The 16477-nt window shown below is 68.7% G+C and carries 16 protein-coding genes and 1 pseudogene; 10 read left to right on the top strand and 7 right to left on the bottom strand.

What is annotated here, in order from left to right; genetic code table 11:
* Nucleotides 1-9: 9 nt before the first annotated feature.
* Nucleotides 10-479, bottom strand: a pseudogene (locus tag BJQ95_RS07605) (DUF72 domain-containing protein).
* A gap of 97 nt (nucleotides 480-576) precedes the next feature.
* Between BJQ95_RS07605 and BJQ95_RS07600 the strand changes: the two are divergent.
* Nucleotides 577-1170, top strand: a complete 594-nt coding sequence (locus BJQ95_RS07600; protein ID WP_130177939.1) for a hypothetical protein — start codon at nucleotides 577-579, stop codon at nucleotides 1168-1170.
* Between the two features lie 428 nt (nucleotides 1171-1598).
* Here BJQ95_RS07600 and BJQ95_RS07595 read toward each other — a convergent pair whose 3' ends face one another.
* A complete protein-coding gene (locus BJQ95_RS07595) occupies nucleotides 1599-2438 on the bottom strand; it encodes an SDR family NAD(P)-dependent oxidoreductase (RefSeq protein ID WP_130177938.1) in 840 nt (279 codons plus the stop codon).
* Between the two features lie 178 nt (nucleotides 2439-2616).
* Here BJQ95_RS07595 and BJQ95_RS07590 point away from each other — a divergent pair, with 178 nt between their 5' ends.
* Entirely contained in the window at nucleotides 2617-3303 is a 687-nt protein-coding gene (locus tag BJQ95_RS07590) for a GntR family transcriptional regulator (RefSeq protein WP_165384943.1), read from the top strand.
* Nucleotides 3304-3319: 16 nt separating this feature from the next.
* Nucleotides 3320-4510 carry an MFS transporter gene (locus tag BJQ95_RS07585; RefSeq protein ID WP_130177936.1) on the top strand — a complete coding sequence of 397 codons (1191 nt, stop codon included), beginning with the start codon at nucleotides 3320-3322 and terminating at the stop codon, nucleotides 4508-4510.
* Between the two features lie 21 nt (nucleotides 4511-4531).
* On the opposite strand, the gene BJQ95_RS07580 is transcribed toward BJQ95_RS07585, so the two are convergent.
* Complete coding sequence (locus tag BJQ95_RS07580) at nucleotides 4532-4936, bottom strand: phage holin family protein (RefSeq protein ID WP_130177935.1); 405 nt, start codon at nucleotides 4934-4936, stop codon at nucleotides 4532-4534.
* 135 nt (nucleotides 4937-5071) lie between these two features.
* Here BJQ95_RS07580 and BJQ95_RS07575 point away from each other — a divergent pair, with 135 nt between their 5' ends.
* Together BJQ95_RS07575 and BJQ95_RS07570 are read left to right on the top strand one after the other, a co-directional pair.
* Complete coding sequence (locus tag BJQ95_RS07575; RefSeq protein ID WP_130177934.1) at nucleotides 5072-5353, top strand: hypothetical protein; 282 nt, start codon at nucleotides 5072-5074, stop codon at nucleotides 5351-5353.
* A gap of 88 nt (nucleotides 5354-5441) precedes the next feature.
* Nucleotides 5442-5924 carry a hypothetical protein gene (locus tag BJQ95_RS07570; RefSeq protein WP_205750127.1) on the top strand — a complete coding sequence of 161 codons (483 nt, stop codon included), beginning with the start codon at nucleotides 5442-5444 and terminating at the stop codon, nucleotides 5922-5924.
* Nucleotides 5925-5946: 22 nt separating this feature from the next.
* On the opposite strand, the gene ppsA is transcribed toward BJQ95_RS07570, so the two are convergent.
* Nucleotides 5947-8367: a phosphoenolpyruvate synthase gene (gene ppsA / locus BJQ95_RS07565; RefSeq protein ID WP_130177933.1), complete on the bottom strand. Its 2421-nt coding sequence runs from the start codon at nucleotides 8365-8367 to the stop codon at nucleotides 5947-5949.
* Nucleotides 8368-8473: 106 nt separating this feature from the next.
* On the opposite strand from ppsA, the gene BJQ95_RS07560 reads away from it, so the two are divergent.
* Entirely contained in the window at nucleotides 8474-9013 is a 540-nt protein-coding gene (locus BJQ95_RS07560; protein WP_130177932.1) for a GNAT family N-acetyltransferase, read from the top strand.
* 23 nt (nucleotides 9014-9036) lie between these two features.
* Nucleotides 9037-10533, top strand: coding sequence for a phosphotransferase (locus BJQ95_RS07555; RefSeq protein ID WP_130177931.1), 1497 nt, complete (start codon nucleotides 9037-9039; stop codon nucleotides 10531-10533).
* Nucleotides 10534-10633: 100 nt separating this feature from the next.
* Here the strand turns inward: BJQ95_RS07555 and BJQ95_RS07550 are convergent, their stop codons facing one another.
* A complete protein-coding gene (locus BJQ95_RS07550) occupies nucleotides 10634-12343 on the bottom strand; it encodes an AMP-binding protein (RefSeq protein WP_130177930.1) in 1710 nt (569 codons plus the stop codon).
* Nucleotides 12344-12453: 110 nt separating this feature from the next.
* On the opposite strand from BJQ95_RS07550, the gene BJQ95_RS07545 reads away from it, so the two are divergent.
* Together BJQ95_RS07545 and BJQ95_RS07540 are read left to right on the top strand one after the other, a co-directional pair.
* On the top strand, nucleotides 12454-13500 hold the full coding sequence (locus BJQ95_RS07545) for an ATP-dependent DNA ligase (protein WP_130177929.1): 1047 nt from the start codon (nucleotides 12454-12456) through the stop codon (nucleotides 13498-13500).
* Nucleotides 13501-13692: 192 nt separating this feature from the next.
* Nucleotides 13693-14979 carry an acyl-CoA dehydrogenase family protein gene (locus tag BJQ95_RS07540; RefSeq protein WP_130177928.1) on the top strand — a complete coding sequence of 429 codons (1287 nt, stop codon included), beginning with the start codon at nucleotides 13693-13695 and terminating at the stop codon, nucleotides 14977-14979.
* A gap of 97 nt (nucleotides 14980-15076) precedes the next feature.
* On the opposite strand, the gene BJQ95_RS07535 is transcribed toward BJQ95_RS07540, so the two are convergent.
* Entirely contained in the window at nucleotides 15077-15292 is a 216-nt protein-coding gene (locus BJQ95_RS07535) for a PLDc N-terminal domain-containing protein (RefSeq protein ID WP_130177927.1), read from the bottom strand.
* Nucleotides 15293-15518: 226 nt separating this feature from the next.
* On the opposite strand from BJQ95_RS07535, the gene BJQ95_RS07530 reads away from it, so the two are divergent.
* Nucleotides 15519-15932: an ASCH domain-containing protein gene (locus tag BJQ95_RS07530; protein ID WP_130177926.1), complete on the top strand. Its 414-nt coding sequence runs from the start codon at nucleotides 15519-15521 to the stop codon at nucleotides 15930-15932.
* A gap of 171 nt (nucleotides 15933-16103) precedes the next feature.
* Here BJQ95_RS07530 and BJQ95_RS07525 read toward each other — a convergent pair whose 3' ends face one another.
* The gene (locus BJQ95_RS07525) at nucleotides 16104-16460 is read right to left on the bottom strand and encodes a hypothetical protein (RefSeq protein WP_130177925.1); all 357 of its coding nucleotides are present in this window, start codon (nucleotides 16458-16460) and stop codon (nucleotides 16104-16106) included.
* Nucleotides 16461-16477: the final 17 nt, after the last annotated feature.

The raw sequence follows: 16477 nt of genomic DNA, 5'->3' as shown, positions 1-16477 counted from the left end.
CGCCTTTTGTCACATCCCCGGCTCCGCACGCAGCGTCCACGCCTTCCGCATCGAGTTGCCATCGCCGTCGTTGTTGAAATAGGCGAAGACCTCCCTCCCATCGGCCTGTCACTCGCGGATGCGGTGGGCCCACCACCGCAGGTCGGCGTCGGCAAACGAACCTGCGGAGAGAGCATCGTGCGCCGGACCGTGCAGCCGCAGCTTCACCAAAGGCGCGTTCGTCTCGGGCGCGTAGCGCTTCTTCGCGTGGGTCAGGCCCCGCGGCGCCTTCACCGACATCACAAAACCCGGCGGCAGCCGGCGGTGCCAGCTTTCGAACACGGCCGGACGCGGCCACCGGCAGAGGCTCGCGTTGAGCTCGACGGCGTCGAAGGCCCCACCGAACGGGCCAGCCGTTTCGCCGCGGGCAGGCCAGCGGGATAAGGCACGTTCCCCCAGTGGTCATAGCTCCAGCTCGAGGTGCCGATGTGAATCATCAGTGTGTTGGCAACACCCAATCGGTGTGTTGGCAACACCCAGTCGGTAGTATTTCAATTCATGTGACGGCGACACGACCGGCACAAACTTGCACCGGGGGTGGCACGAATTTCAGCAGAAACGCCGAATTCGCCGCGCCCGCGCCTGTCTTCGGTATGGCGGCTCTCGGGCAACCGGGCCCGGGTGATCGTGGCCGCGGCCGCCGTCGTACTCGTGCTGGCCGTCGTCCTGGTCGTGCGCGGGGTGTCCCTGGCGGCGGCCCAGGGTGACTACGCTGCCGCGGCCGCCCTCTTCCAGAGCGACCAGGCTCGGGCGGTGCAGACCGTCACCGACGGGGAGACCTCCCTCGACGAGGCGATCGCCCTCCTGGCCGCGAGCGAGGGCAGGGTGCTCACCGAACAGCCCCGGCTCGAGCTGGCCGACGCGATCGACGCCGCGACCGCCCGGCTGAGCGCCGCCGCGCAGGAGCTCACGGCAGCCCAGAGCACCGCGGCGGCCGGGAGCGCTGCACCCGCCCTCTTCGAGCTGGGCGCCGGGGTCCGCGAGAATGCCCGCGCCCTGTCAGCGTTCGATTTCGGTGCCGCCGAGGGCGTCGACGGCGTCGCCGGGGACCTGGCCGCTCCGGTGGCTGCCGTCACGACGGCCATGGCCGCGTGGCAGGCCGAGGAGGACCGGATCCTGCGCGGGCGCTAGTCCAACAACCTGCACGCAACCGGCTGGACTCCGGAGCTCGACGAGTGCATCGGTTCCGTGGACGTGACCGCGCTACCGGGACGTGCCGACCATCGCCGAGCCCCGGTCGTGCGGCGGCAAGGACTCCCCTGATGACGCCGGCACCGTGATCACCCTCACCGGTGTGCACGCCGGCACCTACCCGGTGGACGGCATCGTGGCCATGCTCAACGCGGACCGCAACAGCACCGCTGACTCCCCCACGGCTTCGACCTGCTCTACCAGACCTGCCAAGCGGCCAGTCGGCCACCATGTCGTTTACGGCCCTGACCAAGATCCCCTGACCCGGCCTCCCCGGCCTCCCCCGGCGCAACTGCTGCCGCTGCGGACAAGTGGTCCCGGCACACCGGGCGCAGATGTCCGCACGGGGAACAGTCGGCTGAGCAGGGTCAGCTGCCCTGCGGCAGCAGGTCGGAGGCGACCATGTCGATGCTGCGCTCCCAGAGCGCCGTCGCGAGGCCGGCATCCGCGGCCTGGCGGTTCGTGGAGTGCACCAGGCGCTTCTCGTAGAACTCCCCCGACTGCCAGTCGACCCCGGCGGCCGTGGTCGCCAGCCAGACCAGGGTGTCCGCGCCCTTCTCCGGCGTGATGAGCATGCGCTTGAGCGCGGTCTGGTACACCAGCCGCATGATGCTCGTGGATTCGGTGGAGAAGCTCGTTGCCACGATGCCCGGGTGGAACGCCGCCGTGACGAGTCCCAGCGAGCTGTATCGCCGGTGCAATTCCCGGGTGAAGAGGATGTTCGCCAGCTTCGCGTCACCGTAGGCGTTGTTGGGCGAGTACTTGCGCTCGTTCTCGAGGTCGTCCAGGTCGATGTGGCCGAACCGGTTGGCGGCGCTCGAGGTGTTGATCACCGACGCCCGGCTGGCGAGGAGACGGTCCATCATCAGGGTGGTGAGCAGGAACGGCGCCAGGTGGTTCACCTGGAAGGTCTTCTCGTGGCCGTCGACAGTGACCTCGCGGTCACCCAGGATTCCGCCGGCGTTGTTGGCCAGCACGTCGATGCGCTGGTAGCGCTTCAGAAGTTCGGTGGCGAGGGTGCGCACCTCGGCGAGTCTGCTGAAGTCGGCGATGAAGTGGTCGGCGCCGATCTCGGCGGCCACCGCCTCGGTCTTCTGCGGCGAGCGCCCGACAATGACGATGCGGTCACCGGCCGCAGCCAACGCTCGCGCGGCCGCCGCACCGATGCCGTCGCTGGCGCCGGTGATCACAATGGTTCGTTCGCTCATCAGATGCTCTTCCACTCGGGCCGGAGGTTCGACACGGGTCGCGTCGGCAGATTTTAGGGCGAGGCATCATCGGCTCACGATCTCTGCACTCTACTGCCAGCGCCCCGAGCGGCCGCCCGCGAACCATGTTGAGGTTATCGATGCATTTATCAACCGGTTTTCTCGGTACGCTAGGGAAATGCAGTTCTCACCGGCCTCCAGTTCACCGGCCTCCAATTCCCGGGGCACGGGCCCCTCCGCGGCGGAGCGTGCCTACTCCCATGTGGCCGACGCCATCATCTCGGGCGATCTCGCGGCCAGTGCTCTCATCACCGAGGGGGATGTCGCCGCCTCGCTCGGGCTCAGCCGCACGCCGGTACGGGAGGCGTTCCTCACGCTCGAGTCGGCCGGGCTTCTCAGGCTCTTCCCGAAGAAGGGCGCCATCGTCACCGCGGTCGACGACATCGAGACCGCCGAGCTCCTGCAGGTGCGCATGCTCCTCGAGACCAAGGCCGTGCAGCTCCTCGGCGAGCGCCCCGGCCGGATCGACGCCGTCGATGCCGAGCTGCAGTCCCTGATCCAGGCGCAGACGGATTCCGCCGCCGCCGGCGATCTCCTGGCCTACGCCCGCGCCGACCACAGGTTCCACTCCCGGATCGTCGACGAGACCCACAACAGCGTCATCGACGAGATCTACTCCCGCCTCGGCCCCCGGCTGGAACGGCTGGTGCACAGGGTGGCCGTGCGCGACCCCGACAACATCGACAGGCTCATCGCCGAGCACCGCCTGCTGGCCGAACACCTGCGAGTCGGCGACACCGCCGCCTACGAACAGTTGCTGCGAGCCCACCTGGAATCGGGGCACCGCGTGCCCCGGATGCTCTGACCGACCGGAAAGCACCATGACTGACCGCACCACTGCCCCCTGGCACCTCGCCGCTCCCGCCCTGTTCGTGATGGCGTGGGGTGGCAACCACTTCACCCCGCTGTTGCACATGTACGAGACCCTGGGCCACTACTCCACCGTGACCGCCGACCTGTTCCTCGGCCTCTACGTCGTCGGACTGGTTCCCGGTCTCCTGCTGGCCGGCGCCCTCTCCGACCGCTACGGACGCAAGCCCCTCGTGGTCGCGGGTGTCCTCGCCGGCATCCTGGCCAGCATCCTTCTCGGCCTCGGCTTCTCCAGCGAGGTCGTCATCTGCCTGGGCCGGTTCCTGGCCGGCCTGAGCGTGGGCGTGGCGATGTCGGTCGGCACCGCCTGGATCAAGGAGCTCTCCAGCACCCCATTCGACCTGGTGGCCCGCCCCTCCGCCGGGGCACGCCGGCCGGCCCTCACTCTGACCGTCGGTTTCGGCCTGGGCGCCGGGGTGTCCGGCGTTCTGGCCCAGTGGGGACCGCTACCCACACTGCTGCCCTACGCGGTGCACATCCTGCTGAGCCTGTTGATCCTGCCCCGCCTATTGCGCACCCCGGAGACCGTGCCGCGCAGCCGGGTTCACGCCTCGCTCTGGGGTGACCTCAAGGTGCCGCTGGCCGGCCACCGCCGGTTCCTGCGCGTTGTACTGCCGACTGCCCCGTGGGTGTTCGGCGCCGCAGGCATCGCCTACGCCATGATGCCCAAGCTCGTGGAGTCGCAGCTCGGTGAGCTCAACCTGGCCTTCGCCACTCTCCTGACCGTGGTCACCCTGGGCACCGGGGCTCTTGTGCAACCGCAGGTCTCCAGGCTCAACTCACTCACCCGGGGCCGCGCCATCCTCGTGGGCATGGGCATCATGCTCGTCGGCGTGCTCAGCGCCGTCGCCACGGCCGTCACCCTGTCCCCGGTGCTCGCCCTGATCACGGGCGTTGTGCTCGGGGCCGCCTACGGCATCACGGTGGTCGCCGGCCTCGTCGAGATCCAGCGGATCTCCACCCCCACCGACCTGGCCGGCATCACCGGCGTGTATTACAGCCTCACCTACGTGGGCTTCCTGCTCCCGGTGCTCTTCGCCAGCCTGACCGAGTTCGCGAGCTACCCGCTGATGCTCTCGCTGCTGGCCGCGGCCTGCGCCGGCTGCCTGACGTTGACCGCGGTGGGCCTGCGCCGCCCCTGACCCCGCCGCCGGCATCCGGCGTCAGAGCATCGGGCGCGCCGCACCGGCGCGCTTGTCCCTCGCCTCGCGCAAGAACACCAACGGCAGCAGCAGCGTCGCAACGGCCGTGACCAGCCAGACCACCAGGGCGGCCAGGATCCAGGTCTGCCACCCCGTGATGGTGAGCCCGCCGGGGAACAGCGAGGCGATCCACAGCGCGACGAACGTCGACAGCAGGCCGATGCCACCCAGGAACGCCGGCGCACCCCGCGCGACGACCTTGGCGAGGAACGGCGAGAGCACGCTCTGAGCCACGGCGAACACGACCGCCGCGGTGACGAACCCGCTCGCGGTCACCGTGAGGTCCGGCAGGACAAGCGATGCCACCCAGAGCCCCAGGGCCGCAGAGAGCAGAAAGATCAGCGCGCGCAACAGGATGCGAATCATGCCGCGATGATAGCGCCGCGGCCCCGCCGCGTCATCCCCGCGGCACTCCATCGGTGAGCTCGGTGTTTTTCTCGCAATGTCGGACCTCAGGGAGTAAACTTCGAACATATGTTCTATCTGTTGAGGTGATGTGCCATGAGTCTGATTAACGAAACCGTCGCGGTCTGGGTCTCCCCTGAGGGTTCTCCGGTCCGCCTGGTCTGGCGGGCCCGCCGGTTCAGGGTGACCGACACTCCCACGCCCTTGACGGCGTCAGCGTCGCTGCCCGACGAGCTGCTGCACTTTCTCACCCACCCGCCCAAACCCGTGGCTGCCTGGCGTTGCCAGGGCACCGCCGACGACGGCACCTCGCTGGTTTTCGACATCCAGCACGACGACGGCGGCGCTCGCTGGCAGCTGCTGCGCGCCTACGACTGACTCCGCCAGCTGCGCACTCTCGTGACGGCGCGCGCGCATTACGCGGGGGTGGATGCGGCGCTAGGCTCCCACCGACAAGGGAGGCGCCGTGAGCGGCAACGAGAACGAGACCAACGAGAGAGGGACCAACGAGAGAGGGACCGGCCAAGGTCGCCAGGCCAGCACCGGGCAGCACAGCACGAGTCAGCACAGCACGAGTCAGCACAGCACGAGTCAGCACAGCACCGGGCAGCACAGCACCGGGCAGCACAGCCGGTGGGAAGCGCACATCACCTTCCTGCGGAGCCGGGCGGCGGTGGCCAGGGCCGAGGTCTCCGCCATCGAGGCCATGCACCGTGACCCCGACGATCTCGAGGATCTGCTGGCCAATGCGTCCCCCGACGAAGTGGCGATGGCGGAGGCCGTCGAGCACCGGATCAGCGAGCGGGTCATCGCGACCAGGCAGGTCGCCGACGCCGCGGAGACCGACTACGAATGTGCGGTGCTCGACGGTCCAGAGGCCGACGGCACGGTGCTCGACGGCACCACGCTCGACCGCACCGCGCCGCGTCCTGGCGAGGACACCGACTAACGGTACGGAGCCCCGCCCCGCCTCACATGGTCACCCGGGTGGGTCGGGGCCATTCGCCGGCCGCCCCCGCCGTTTCCGCGTCCTTGATCAGGTGCACGGTCTTCAGGAACGAGTCCGGGTTGAGCGAGATGGAGTCGATGCCCTCGCCCACCAGGAACTCGGCCAAATCGGGGTAGTTGCTCGGCCCCTGCCCGCAGATACCGATCTTGATGCCGGCCGCGTGGGCCTTCTCGATGGCCTCGCTGATCATCCGGGTCACGGCCTCGTTGCGTTCGTCGAAGAGCGCCGCCAGGTCGCCGGAGTCCCGGTCGACGCCGAGGACCAGCTGGGTGAGGTCGTTGGAGCCGATCGAGAAGCCGTCGAACCGGGTGGCGAACTGCTCGGCCAGAATGACGTTGGCCGGGATCTCGCACATCATGTACACCTGCAGCCCGTTCTCACCGCGCACGAGGCCGTTCTCGGCCATCACTGCGAGCACCTTGTCAGCCTCCGCCGTGGTGCGGCAGAACGGCACCATCACGATCACGTTGCTGAAGCCGATCCGCTCGCGTACCCGCTTGAGCGCCCGGCATTCCAGCGCGAAACCCTCGGCGTACTTGGGGTCGTAATACCTGGACGCCCCGCGGAAGCCGAGCATCGGGTTCTCCTCGGCCTGCTCGAAGACGTCTCCGCCGATGAGGTGCGCGTACTCGTTCGACTTGAAGTCGCTCAGGCGCACGATCACCGGGTTCGGGTAGTACGGCGCCCCCAGCTTCGCGATGCCGAGGGCCAGGGTGTTCACGAAGTACTCGCCGAGGTCGTCGTAGCCGCGAGTGAGCTCACGGATCTGCCGCTGCACCGCCGGGTCGGTGATCCGCTCCGGGTGCACCAGCGCCATCGGGTGCACCTTGATGAGGTTGTTGATGATGAATTCCATCCGCGCCAGGCCCACCCCGGCGGTGGGCAGTCGCCACCACTCGAAGGCGGCGGCCGGACTGGCGATATTGACCATCACCTGGGTGCGGGTGATCGGTACGGCCCCGAGGTCGATCTGCTCGGTCTCGGCGGCGAGGATTCCCGCGTAGACGAACCCCTCGTCGCCTTCGGCGCAGGAGATCGTGACGGGCGTGTTCTCGGCCAGCACCTCGGTGGCGTTGCGGGTGCCGACCACCGCGGGCACTCCGAGCTCGCGACTCACGATGGCGGCGTGGCTGGTGGGGCCGCCGTGGTCGGTGATGATTCCGGATGCCCGGCTCATGATGGGCACCCAATCCGGGTCGGTCATCTCGGTGACCAGGATGGCGCCGTCGCGGAAGTTCTCGATGTCGGCGGGGTCACGGATCACGCAGGCCGTTCCGGAGGCGATGCTGTCACCGATGGCCACACCGGAGACCAGCAGTGGTCCGCTCTCGATGAGGCGGCTGACCGAGAACCGGGTCAGGCTCTTCTGCGAGTGCACGGTCTCCGGCCGCGCCTGCACTAGGAACAGCTCATTGGTGAGGCCGTCCTTGGCCCATTCCATGTCCATCGCCCGGCCGTAGTGGTCTTCGACGATGGCCGCCCAGCGTCCCAGCTGCACGATCTCGGCGTTGTCCAGGACGAAGGCACGGCGCTCTCGTTCCGGGGTGTCGATCACCCGGGTGCGCGCGCTGCCGCCCTCGGCGTAGGTCATTTTGCGGTCTTTCCGGCCCAGGGTCTTCTCGATGATGGGTTCACAGTCCGGTTCGTCGAGCAGGGCCTTGAAGACCAGGTATTTGTCGGGGTCGACCGCGCCCTGCACCACGGTCTCGCCCAGCCCCCACGCCGCGCTGATCACGGCGGCCCCCGGAAAACCGGTGTCGGTGTCGATGGAGAACATCACGCCGGACCCGGCCAGGTCGCTGCGCACCATCCGCTGCACGCCGATGGACAGGGCGACGTCGAGATGGTCGAACTTCTTCACCTCGCGATAGCTGATCGCCCGGTCGGTGAACAGCGACGCGTAGCAGCGCCGGCAGGCGTCGAGCAGGTCGCGCTCACCGCTGACGTTGAGGAAGGTCTCCTGTTGGCCGGCGAAGCTGGCATCGGGCAGGTCCTCTGCGGTGGCGCTGCTGCGCACCGCAACCGGAAGGTTGGCCACCTCGGCGTCCTTGGACAGGGTGCGGTAGTACACCCTGATGTCCTCTGCGATGGCCGCGGGGAACTCGCCGGCCAGAAACGACTCCCGCAGGTTCTGGCCGGTCTCCCGCAGCGACGCGTCGCCGGAGTGGTACCGGTCGAGTTGCGCGCGCATCACGGGTTCCAGTCCGTTGGCGTCGATGAAGGCGCGGTAGGCATCCGCGGTGGTCGCAAAGCCGTTCGGCACCCGCACGCCCCGGGCCGAGAGCGAGCGCACCATCTCGCCCAGGGATGCGTTTTTGCCGCCGACCTGAGAGATATCCGTCAGTCCGATCGAATTGAACCAGACCACTTCGCGACCACGCATGACTCCTCCTGACGTTGTGGGACGCTGACTCCTGCAGCCGCAACCTACTGCTCTCCACTGGCCGCGGCTAGGAGTCCGACGACGCCCCATCGGCTAGCGTCGGAGGATGACGATGACCCCGTTGCTCTCCCTGCGTCCAGTCCGCAACACCGATTGCGCCCAATTGATAGCGCTCAACAGCGCCGCGGTGCCCGCGGTCAACAACCTCACCCCCGACGACCTGGCGGCGCTGATCGCCGCGAGCCATAGCGCCATCGCCGTCGTGGCGGACACCGAGCCGGCTACCGTTCTCGGCTTCGCAATCCTGTTCGCGGCCGGCGCGGCCTATGCCAGCGAGAACTACCGGTATTTCTCCGGTCGCTCCGACTCCTTTCTCTACGTGGACCGCATCGTCGTGGCGGCCGGCCACCGCGGCAGGGGGCTCGGTGCCCGGCTCTATTCGGCGGTTTTCGACGCGGCACGCGCCCTGCCCGCCGACGTGGTGTTCTGCGAGGTCAACCTGCGGCCGGCCAACCCGGAATCGCTGGCGTTCCACAACCGGCTGGGCTTTACCGAGATCGGGCAGCAGAGCACCAAGAACGACGCCGTCGTCGTCTCCTTGTTGAGCGCACCGGTTTCGGAAGTTCGTTCGGCACCGGGGCGGTAGCGGGTCCGGCTACGCTGAACCACATGAACCACGCCAGCGCCGGCACCGGCATCGACCTCACGCCGGCCGTCGACGGCTGGGTCGGCGCTCAGCGCTGGTTTGCCGGCAAGGCGCACAGCCCGGTTCTGCGGAGCATCGGCCAGTGGGCCCTTCCGACGGACGAGGAAGGGGTACGCATCGCCTGCCATCTGGTGCTCGACACGGCCAGCAGATTCTCCACGCTCTACCAGCTGCCCGTGACCGAGCGCACGCAGCCGTTGCCGGACTCGTCGGCTCTCATCGAGCGGACGCTCGGACACGACGGACTCCCCCGCTACCTCTACGACGCCCCGCACGATTCCGCCTACGCCGCGGCGCTGCACGGGTCTATCGTCACCGGCGCGTCGACGCCGTCCGATGACCCGGCCGGCGCCGCCGCGCAAGGCGAGCTGCTGCGGGTGCGCCAGGCGCCGGGCGACGAGCCCGTCGACCTGAGCCGGTACACAGTTACGGCCAGCCGGGTGCTGAATGGCGAACAGTCGAACACTTCGATCATCATCGACCTCGTCGACGAGACCGGGCGGCGCGGCCGCCCGGTGATCCTCAAGGTGTTCAGGGTGGTCGCCGCCGGTTCGAACCCGGATGTCTCGGTACAATCGGCCCTCGCGGGCGCCGGATCCAGGTTCGTTCCCCGGCCCATCGGCGCGGTGTCCGGCGAGTGGACGAGCCCGCTCTCACCCGCACGCCAGAGCGGCCACCTCGTGTTCGCCCAGGAGTTCCTGCCCGGGGTCGAAGACGCCTGGCGGGTGGCGTTGCACGCCGCCTCGACCGGCACCGACTTCAGCGCGCCCGCGCATGCCCTTGGCGTCGCGACCGCCGCCGTGCACCGGGATCTCGCCCGGGTGTTTCCCACCGTGGCGTCCACCGGCGACGTGGTCAACCAGTTGTGCCTGACGATGCGGGAACGATACCGGCTGGCCGCCCGCGAGGTGCCCGAGCTGGCCGCCCACAGTGCGGCGATCGAGGCGGTCTTCGCCAGAGCCCAGGCCGCCTTCTGGCCGCATCTGCAGCGCATCCACGGCGACTACCACCTCGGCCAAGTGCTTGATGTGCCCGGTCGCGGCTGGGTGCTGATCGATTTTGAGGGCGAGCCGCTGCGCCCGCTCGCCGAACGTTCGCTGCCGGACCTCCCGCTGCGCGATGTGGCCGGCATGCTCCGCTCGTTCGATTACGTGGGCGCGACCATCGCCATGCGGGACCCCGCAGCAGGGCCCGACGCGGTGGACTGGGCCAGCACGGCTCGGGCGGCCTTCCTGCGGGGCTACCAGGAGGAGGCCGGCAAGGCCCCACACGACAACGCCCTAGACAGCACGGCCCTGACCGGGCAGGAGCCCCTCCTGGCCGCGTTCGAACTCGACAAGGCCATCTACGAGAGCATCTACGAGAGCCGCAACCGGCCGTCCTGGCTACCGATTCCGCTGCGCGCCGTGCGGCGTCTGGCCCAGGATGCCCACGCCGCGCCGGGCCGCACCGCGGGCTGAGACCCGTCGAGTTGCCCCGCTGCGGACGAGTTGCCCCACCAGAGCGGGGCAGCTGGTCCGTACGAGGGCAACTCGCCGCGAGGGGTCGTCACGGCGCGGGCTAGGACCGCTTCTTCAGCTCCGGGAACTGGTCGTCGCGCCACTCGTCGGCCAGGCGCACATCGGCGGCCGCGGCCTCGTTCTCCCGGGCCCGCAACTCCACCCGGCGGATCTTGCCCGAGTTGCTCTTGGGCAGTTCGAAGAATTCCACCCGGCGCACCCGCATGTACGGCGGCAGGCCGTTGCGGGCGTGCCGCAGCACGGCCAGTGCCGTCTCGGCGTCCGGCGCCCAGCCGGCCGCCAGCGCCACGTAGGCCTTGGCGATGTTCAACCGGGTGTCGTCGGGAGCGGGCACGACGGCGGCCTCCATGACGGCGGGGTGCTCGATCAGAACGCTTTCCACCTCGAAAGGCGAGACCTTGTAGTCGGAGGACTTGAAGATGTCGTCGGTGCGGCCGATGAAGGTGAGGTAGCCGTTCTGATCCCGGTTGGCAACGTCGCCGGTGTGGAAATAGCCGTCGCGGATCACTTCGGCGCTCCGCCGGGCGTCGCCGTGATAGCCGGACATCAGGTTCACCGCGAGGGTGCCCAGGTCCAGGCAGATCTCACCCTCCTCGGTGAGTTCACCGGTGATCGGGTCTACGAGCACCACAGCCACGCCGGGCAGCGGCTGCCCCATGGAGCCTGCCAACAACTTCGACCCGGGCACATTGCCCACGATCGCGGTGGTCTCGGTCTGGCCGTAGCCGTCCCGGATGGTCAGGCCCCAGGCACGCTGGATCGCTCTGATCACCTCGGGGTTCAGCGGCTCCCCGGCCGAGAGGATCTCGCGCAGGCTCTCCGGCTTGGCACCGACATCCGCCTGGATCAGCATCCGCCACACCGTCGGCGGCGCGCAGAAGGTGCTGACGGCGGCGCGGTGCAGTTGGTGCGCCAGCGCGGCGGGGTTGAACCTCGAGTAGTTGTAGACGAATACGGTGGCTTCGGCGATCCACGGCGAGAAGAAGCAGCTCCAGGCGTGCTTGCCCCAGCCTGGCGAGCTGATGGCCAGGTGCACATCATCGGGACGAAGGCCCAGCCAGTACATGGTGGTCAGGTGACCGACCGGGTACGAGGTCTGGCTGTGCACCACCATCTTGGGCTTGCTCGTGGTGCCGGAGGTGAAGTAGATCAGCGACGGGTCGGTGGAGGCCACGGGGACGTCGACCTTGCCGGTGCCGGCCTGGTGGGACTCGGCGTAGCCGGTCCAGCCCGCAGTGGGCCGGCCGACGCAGATGCGGGTGAAGGCTCCTTCCACGCCCGCGAACTTGGCGGTGTCCTCGGCGTTGGCGATCACGTGCTGCACGCCGGCGCGCTCCACCCGGTCGGCCAGGTCATGGCTGCCGAGCACCGTGGAGGTGGGCAGGATGACCGCGCCCACCTTCATGATGGCCAGCATGGTCTCCCAGAGCTCCACCTGATTGCCGAGCATGAGCATGACGTGGTCGCCCTTGGCCACGCCCTGCTGGATGAGCCAGCAGGCGACCTGGTCGGAGCGGGTGGCCATCGCATCAAAGCTGACCGTGAGTTCGCGGCCGTCTTCCTCGACGATCCACAGCGCGGTCTTGTCGTTCCCGGTGGCGATCACGTCGAACCAGTCCGTCGCCCAGTTGAAGCTGTCGCCGACGTCCGGCCAGACGAAGGCGGCGGAGGCACCTGCGTGGTCGCTCCGCAGCTCGAGGAGCCGGTCGCGGGCGCGGCGGAAGTTGGTCGTGCTCGGGCGTTCAGTCATGCTTCCATCTTCCTCACCCTCGGATGCCTCCAACGGCATGGATGCCTCACCGGCTGGGAATATGTGCAGCGAGGGTGTTCGGCGGGCGTGAAGCGGGCCAGACTGCGGGCATGGCAGTCGCAGCAGCCGTTTCTCCCATGCTCGCCCGGGCCGTCGACACGGTTCCGGAGCAAGACAGCGTGCCCGGGGGCCTCTGCTACGAGCCCAAGTGGGACGGCTTCCGCAGCATCGTCTCCTTCGACGGACAGGTCAGCACCATCGCCAGCCGCGGCTCCAAGATGCTCACCAGGTATTTTCCCGAGCTCACCTTCGCGTTCGAGAATCTGCTGCCTGAGCCGTGCGTGCTCGACGGCGAGATCGTGCTGCGCACGGGCGTCCCCGGCTCCGAACACCTCTCCTGGGAGATGCTGTCACAGCGAATCCACCCGGCGGCCACCCGGGTGCGCCGGCTCGCCGACGAGACCCCGGCCACCTTCGTCGCCTTCGACCTGCTCTCCCGCGGCGGCCGGAGCCTGCTGGACACCCCGTTCGCCGAACGCCGCGCTGCCCTCGAAGACCTGGTCGGCGCCCTCGGTGACCCCATCCACCTCACCCGCACCACTCGGGACGTCGCCCTTGCCCGCCGCTGGCTGGTCGAGTTCGAGGGCGCCGGCCTGGACGGCATCGTCGCCAAACCGCTGGCGGCCGTGTACGCCCCGGGCAAACGCTCGATGTTCAAGGTGAAACACCACAGGTCGGCGGATGTCGTGCTGCTGGGCTACCGCACGCACGTGAGCGGCACCGGGGTGGGATCGTTGTTGCTCGGCCTGTACGACGACGCCGGTGAATTGCGCAGCGTCGGCGGTGCATCCGCGTTCAGCGACGCCCGGCGGCTGCGGCTGGTCGACGAGCTGGAACCGTTGGTGCTGCACGACGATGATGGCGCCGTGGTCACCGGCCAGACCGAGCGCAACCGGTTCTCGGCGAACAAAGACACCTCGTTCGTGCGGCTGCGGCCCAGCCGGGTGCTCGAGGTGCGGTACGACCACATGGAGGGCGAGCGGTTTCGGCACACCGTGCAGTTCGAGCGCTGGCGCCCGGACCGGGACGCCCGATCATGCACCTTCGACCAGCTGGAGCGGCCGATAGCGTACGACCTCGGCGGCGTGTTGGACTGACCGGCCAGGCGGATGACGGGGTGTGACGTAACCTCGGGTCGTATTCCACCGGGCCGCCCTCGGTATGCCTAGGGTTGCATCACCTCGAGCGAAACGTGCTGGAACGATCGAAGCGGCAGCACCTGTGCCGCTGCTCTGCCGTGCCTGAACGCCGCCTCGAGGAGACCGCTGCCGACCACGATAGGACCTCCGATGACCGACACCGCACTCAGTACCCCCGTATCTGCCGCCGCACCAGACACCGGCGCACCAGACACCCGCGCATTCGATGACCGCTGGGCGGGTGTGCCGGCTCCCACCACGCGGGAAGGCTGGCTCGAGCGCGCCAGGGAGGTGTCCGACATCCTCATCGTCGACGCCGTCGACCGGGACAGGGCCAACCTGGCTCCGCAGGCCGAGGTGCGCCTGCTCAAGGCCGCCGGCCTGGTCACCCTGCTCGGCCCCCTCGCCCACGGCGGTGGCGGGCAGAGCTGGGAGACCGCGTACCAGGTCATCCGCGTCGTCGCCCGCGGCGACGGTTCGATCGGGCAACTGCTCGGCTACCACTACCTGTGGGCCTGGGCGGCCCGCCTGGTGGCCACTGACGAGCAGATCCTCGCCGTCGAGGAGCTCTACACCGCCAACAACTTCCTCTTCGGTGGTGCGGTGAACCCGCGCGACTCCGACCTCACCGTGACCGAGGACGGCGACGAGCTGGTCTTCAGCGGCCGGAAGTCGTTCTCCACCGGCGGCCAGGTGGCCGACCTCACCGTGCTCGAGGGGGTGCTGGCCGGCACCGACACCCACATCTTCGCCATCGTGCCCACCGACCAGCCCGGCATCGTGTTCGGCGACGACTGGGACAACCTCGGCCAGCGCCTCACCGAGTCCGGCTCCGTCGAGATCCGCGATGTGCGGGTGCCCTGGGCCGCCGCGGCCGGGTTCGTGGAGAAAATCTTCCAGCCGCTGATCTACAACACCCTCAACGTGCCGGCCATCCAGCTGGTCTTCACGAACTTCTACCTGGGCATCACCCAGGGCGCCATCGAGACGGCGTCGGCGTACACCCGCACGTCGACCCGGGCCTGGCCGTACGGCGGCGATAACAAGGAGCGCGCCACCGACGAATGGTACCTGCTCGAGGGCTACGGGCAGCTGCAGTCCAAGCTCTGGGCCGACGAGGCCATCGCCGACAGGGCCGGCGCCGAGATCAGCCAGGTTCTGCACGCGCCCCGGGAGGAACTCACCGAACGGCGCCGGGGCGAGATCGCTGTGCTCATCGCCGCCGCCAAGCTGCGGGCCATCGAGGACGGCCTGGAGACCACGAGCAAGATCTACGAGCTCACCGGTGCCCGCGCGTCGGCCAACTCGGTGGGCCTGGACATCTTCTGGCGCAACCTGCGCACGCACAGCCTGCACGACCCCGCCGCGTACAAGAAGCGCGAGGTGGGCCAGTACGTGCTGCTGAACGAGGTGCCCGAGCCCAGCTGGTACACCTAACCGGCGCTCCCGCCACCTGCCGCCCGGTGAGTCGCGGACATCCGGCCTTCGTTTCGATGCTGAAGGCGGGAAGTCCGTACCTCACCGTGTGCGCAGGTCAGTCTTTGCGGCCGGCGAGGAAGTAGGCGATGGGGCCGGCGTAGTTGATCGCGATTACGGCCGCCCAGACCCCCTTCGGCCCGTTGACCTTCTTCGCCGGCCGGTGCGCCAGGTCGCTCCAGGCGAGACCCGCGAGCACCAGCTGCACGATGGCCCCGGCCACGACGCCGAACTTCTGGCCGCCGTTCATCTCGCTCCACTTCCGTGATGCCATGGTTCTCTCCCATCGTCGTCGCGCAGGCGCCGGAACCGGCGGCGCGCGGTAGTCGCATCATGCCACCGGCACCGCGCTCGCGCGATGAGCGTCAGGCGCCGGCGAGCTGCGCGAACGCGGCCGGGTGAGCCGCTTTCCGCTGAACCAGCGAACCTGTCCGTCCGCTTATGCTGGTGTTCCCTTCTCGCGCGCGCGCAGACGCGGGCGCTCGCGTTAGAAAGTCACCATGATCGCCGAAATCCACACCCTGCCCCCGCTCGTATTCGGCGAACCGAGTGAATTCCGCGAGCTGATGGTGGCCCTGATCATGTCGGGGGCGAAGACCGGGTCGTCCAACCTGCGGGTGGCCTACGAGATGACCGGAGAGGCGCTGCCCACCGTGGGCACGCTCTACGCCCTCGTCGACTCCGGCAACACCCGGGTCGCCGTGATCGAGATCCTCGACGTCGTCGAGACCACGGTGTCAGAGGTCACCCTCGAACTGGCCCGTCGCGAATCTCCCACGCTTGAGCACTGGCGTACCGTACACCGCGACTACTGGCGAACGCTGGTTCCTGCCATCCGTCAGCACCTCGGCCAGCCCGAGTGGCAGCTGACGGATGCCGAACCCGTGATCAGCAAGGTCTTCCGCGTCATCTAGGCACTCAAGGGCGCGGTGACGGCAGGGTGGATGGCGAACGAGAACCCGTCGGGACTTTCGGTGCCAGGCTGGATCTCCGCGCGGACCTGAGGCATCGTACACGGCACCCTCAAGGTCTACCCCGGGGCGGCTGGGAGCGGCTGGGAGATGCTCGATGCGGCTCGGTGCGGCTCAACCCGCGCGACGGGCGGCGGCGGCGATCCCGGCGACGACGAGCAGGAGCCCGATGCCCACGATCGCGGTGAGCAGCCAGGTGACCAGGTCGAAGCTGCCCGGCACCAGCTCACGGGCCGCCATGAAGGCCGCGAGGGCGAGCATCAGTGCTCCCCAGAAGATGGTCGCGAAGAGCGGTCGGCGTCGGGGCAGCGGGTCTGCGGCTGCCGGCGGGGTCGACTCGAGTGGGGTGCCCTTCAGTGGCGTGCTGTTCAGTGGCGTGCTGGTGCGTGGGGTGGTGGTAGCTGGGATGCTGTTCAGTGGGATCGTCGGTTCGTTGTCGGGGCCGTCGGCTGGGCTGTTCTGGTCGGTCATGGTGTCTCCTAGCGTGG

It is taken from the genome of Cryobacterium sp. SO1, from assembly GCF_004210215.2.
Taxonomy (GTDB): domain Bacteria; phylum Actinomycetota; class Actinomycetes; order Actinomycetales; family Microbacteriaceae; genus Cryobacterium.
This window is presented reverse-complemented; position numbering and strand designations above follow the sequence as displayed.

Excerpts from the sequence above, each read along its gene's own strand:
- BJQ95_RS07545 (WP_130177929.1), top strand. The coding sequence starts at position 12,454 with ATGGCAGTCGCAGCAGCCGTTTCTCCCATGCTCGCCCGGGCCGTCGAC.
- BJQ95_RS07580 (WP_130177935.1), bottom strand. The coding sequence starts at position 4,936 with ATGATTCGCATCCTGTTGCGCGCGCTGATCTTTCTGCTCTCTGCGGCC.
- BJQ95_RS07540 (WP_130177928.1), top strand. The coding sequence starts at position 13,693 with ATGACCGACACCGCACTCAGTACCCCCGTATCTGCCGCCGCACCAGAC.
- BJQ95_RS07535 (WP_130177927.1), bottom strand. The coding sequence starts at position 15,292 with ATGGCATCACGGAAGTGGAGCGAGATGAACGGCGGCCAGAAGTTCGGC.
- BJQ95_RS07585 (WP_130177936.1), top strand. The coding sequence starts at position 3,320 with ATGACTGACCGCACCACTGCCCCCTGGCACCTCGCCGCTCCCGCCCTG.
- BJQ95_RS07575 (WP_130177934.1), top strand. The coding sequence starts at position 5,072 with ATGAGTCTGATTAACGAAACCGTCGCGGTCTGGGTCTCCCCTGAGGGT.
- BJQ95_RS07595 (WP_130177938.1), bottom strand. The coding sequence starts at position 2,438 with ATGAGCGAACGAACCATTGTGATCACCGGCGCCAGCGACGGCATCGGT.
- BJQ95_RS07560 (WP_130177932.1), top strand. The coding sequence starts at position 8,474 with ATGACGATGACCCCGTTGCTCTCCCTGCGTCCAGTCCGCAACACCGAT.
- BJQ95_RS07555 (WP_130177931.1), top strand. The coding sequence starts at position 9,037 with ATGAACCACGCCAGCGCCGGCACCGGCATCGACCTCACGCCGGCCGTC.
- BJQ95_RS07590 (WP_165384943.1), top strand. The coding sequence starts at position 2,617 with ATGCAGTTCTCACCGGCCTCCAGTTCACCGGCCTCCAATTCCCGGGGC.
- BJQ95_RS07530 (WP_130177926.1), top strand. The coding sequence starts at position 15,519 with ATGATCGCCGAAATCCACACCCTGCCCCCGCTCGTATTCGGCGAACCG.
- ppsA (WP_130177933.1), bottom strand. The coding sequence starts at position 8,367 with ATGCGTGGTCGCGAAGTGGTCTGGTTCAATTCGATCGGACTGACGGAT.
- BJQ95_RS07550 (WP_130177930.1), bottom strand. The coding sequence starts at position 12,343 with ATGACTGAACGCCCGAGCACGACCAACTTCCGCCGCGCCCGCGACCGG.
- BJQ95_RS07525 (WP_130177925.1), bottom strand. The coding sequence starts at position 16,460 with ATGACCGACCAGAACAGCCCAGCCGACGGCCCCGACAACGAACCGACG.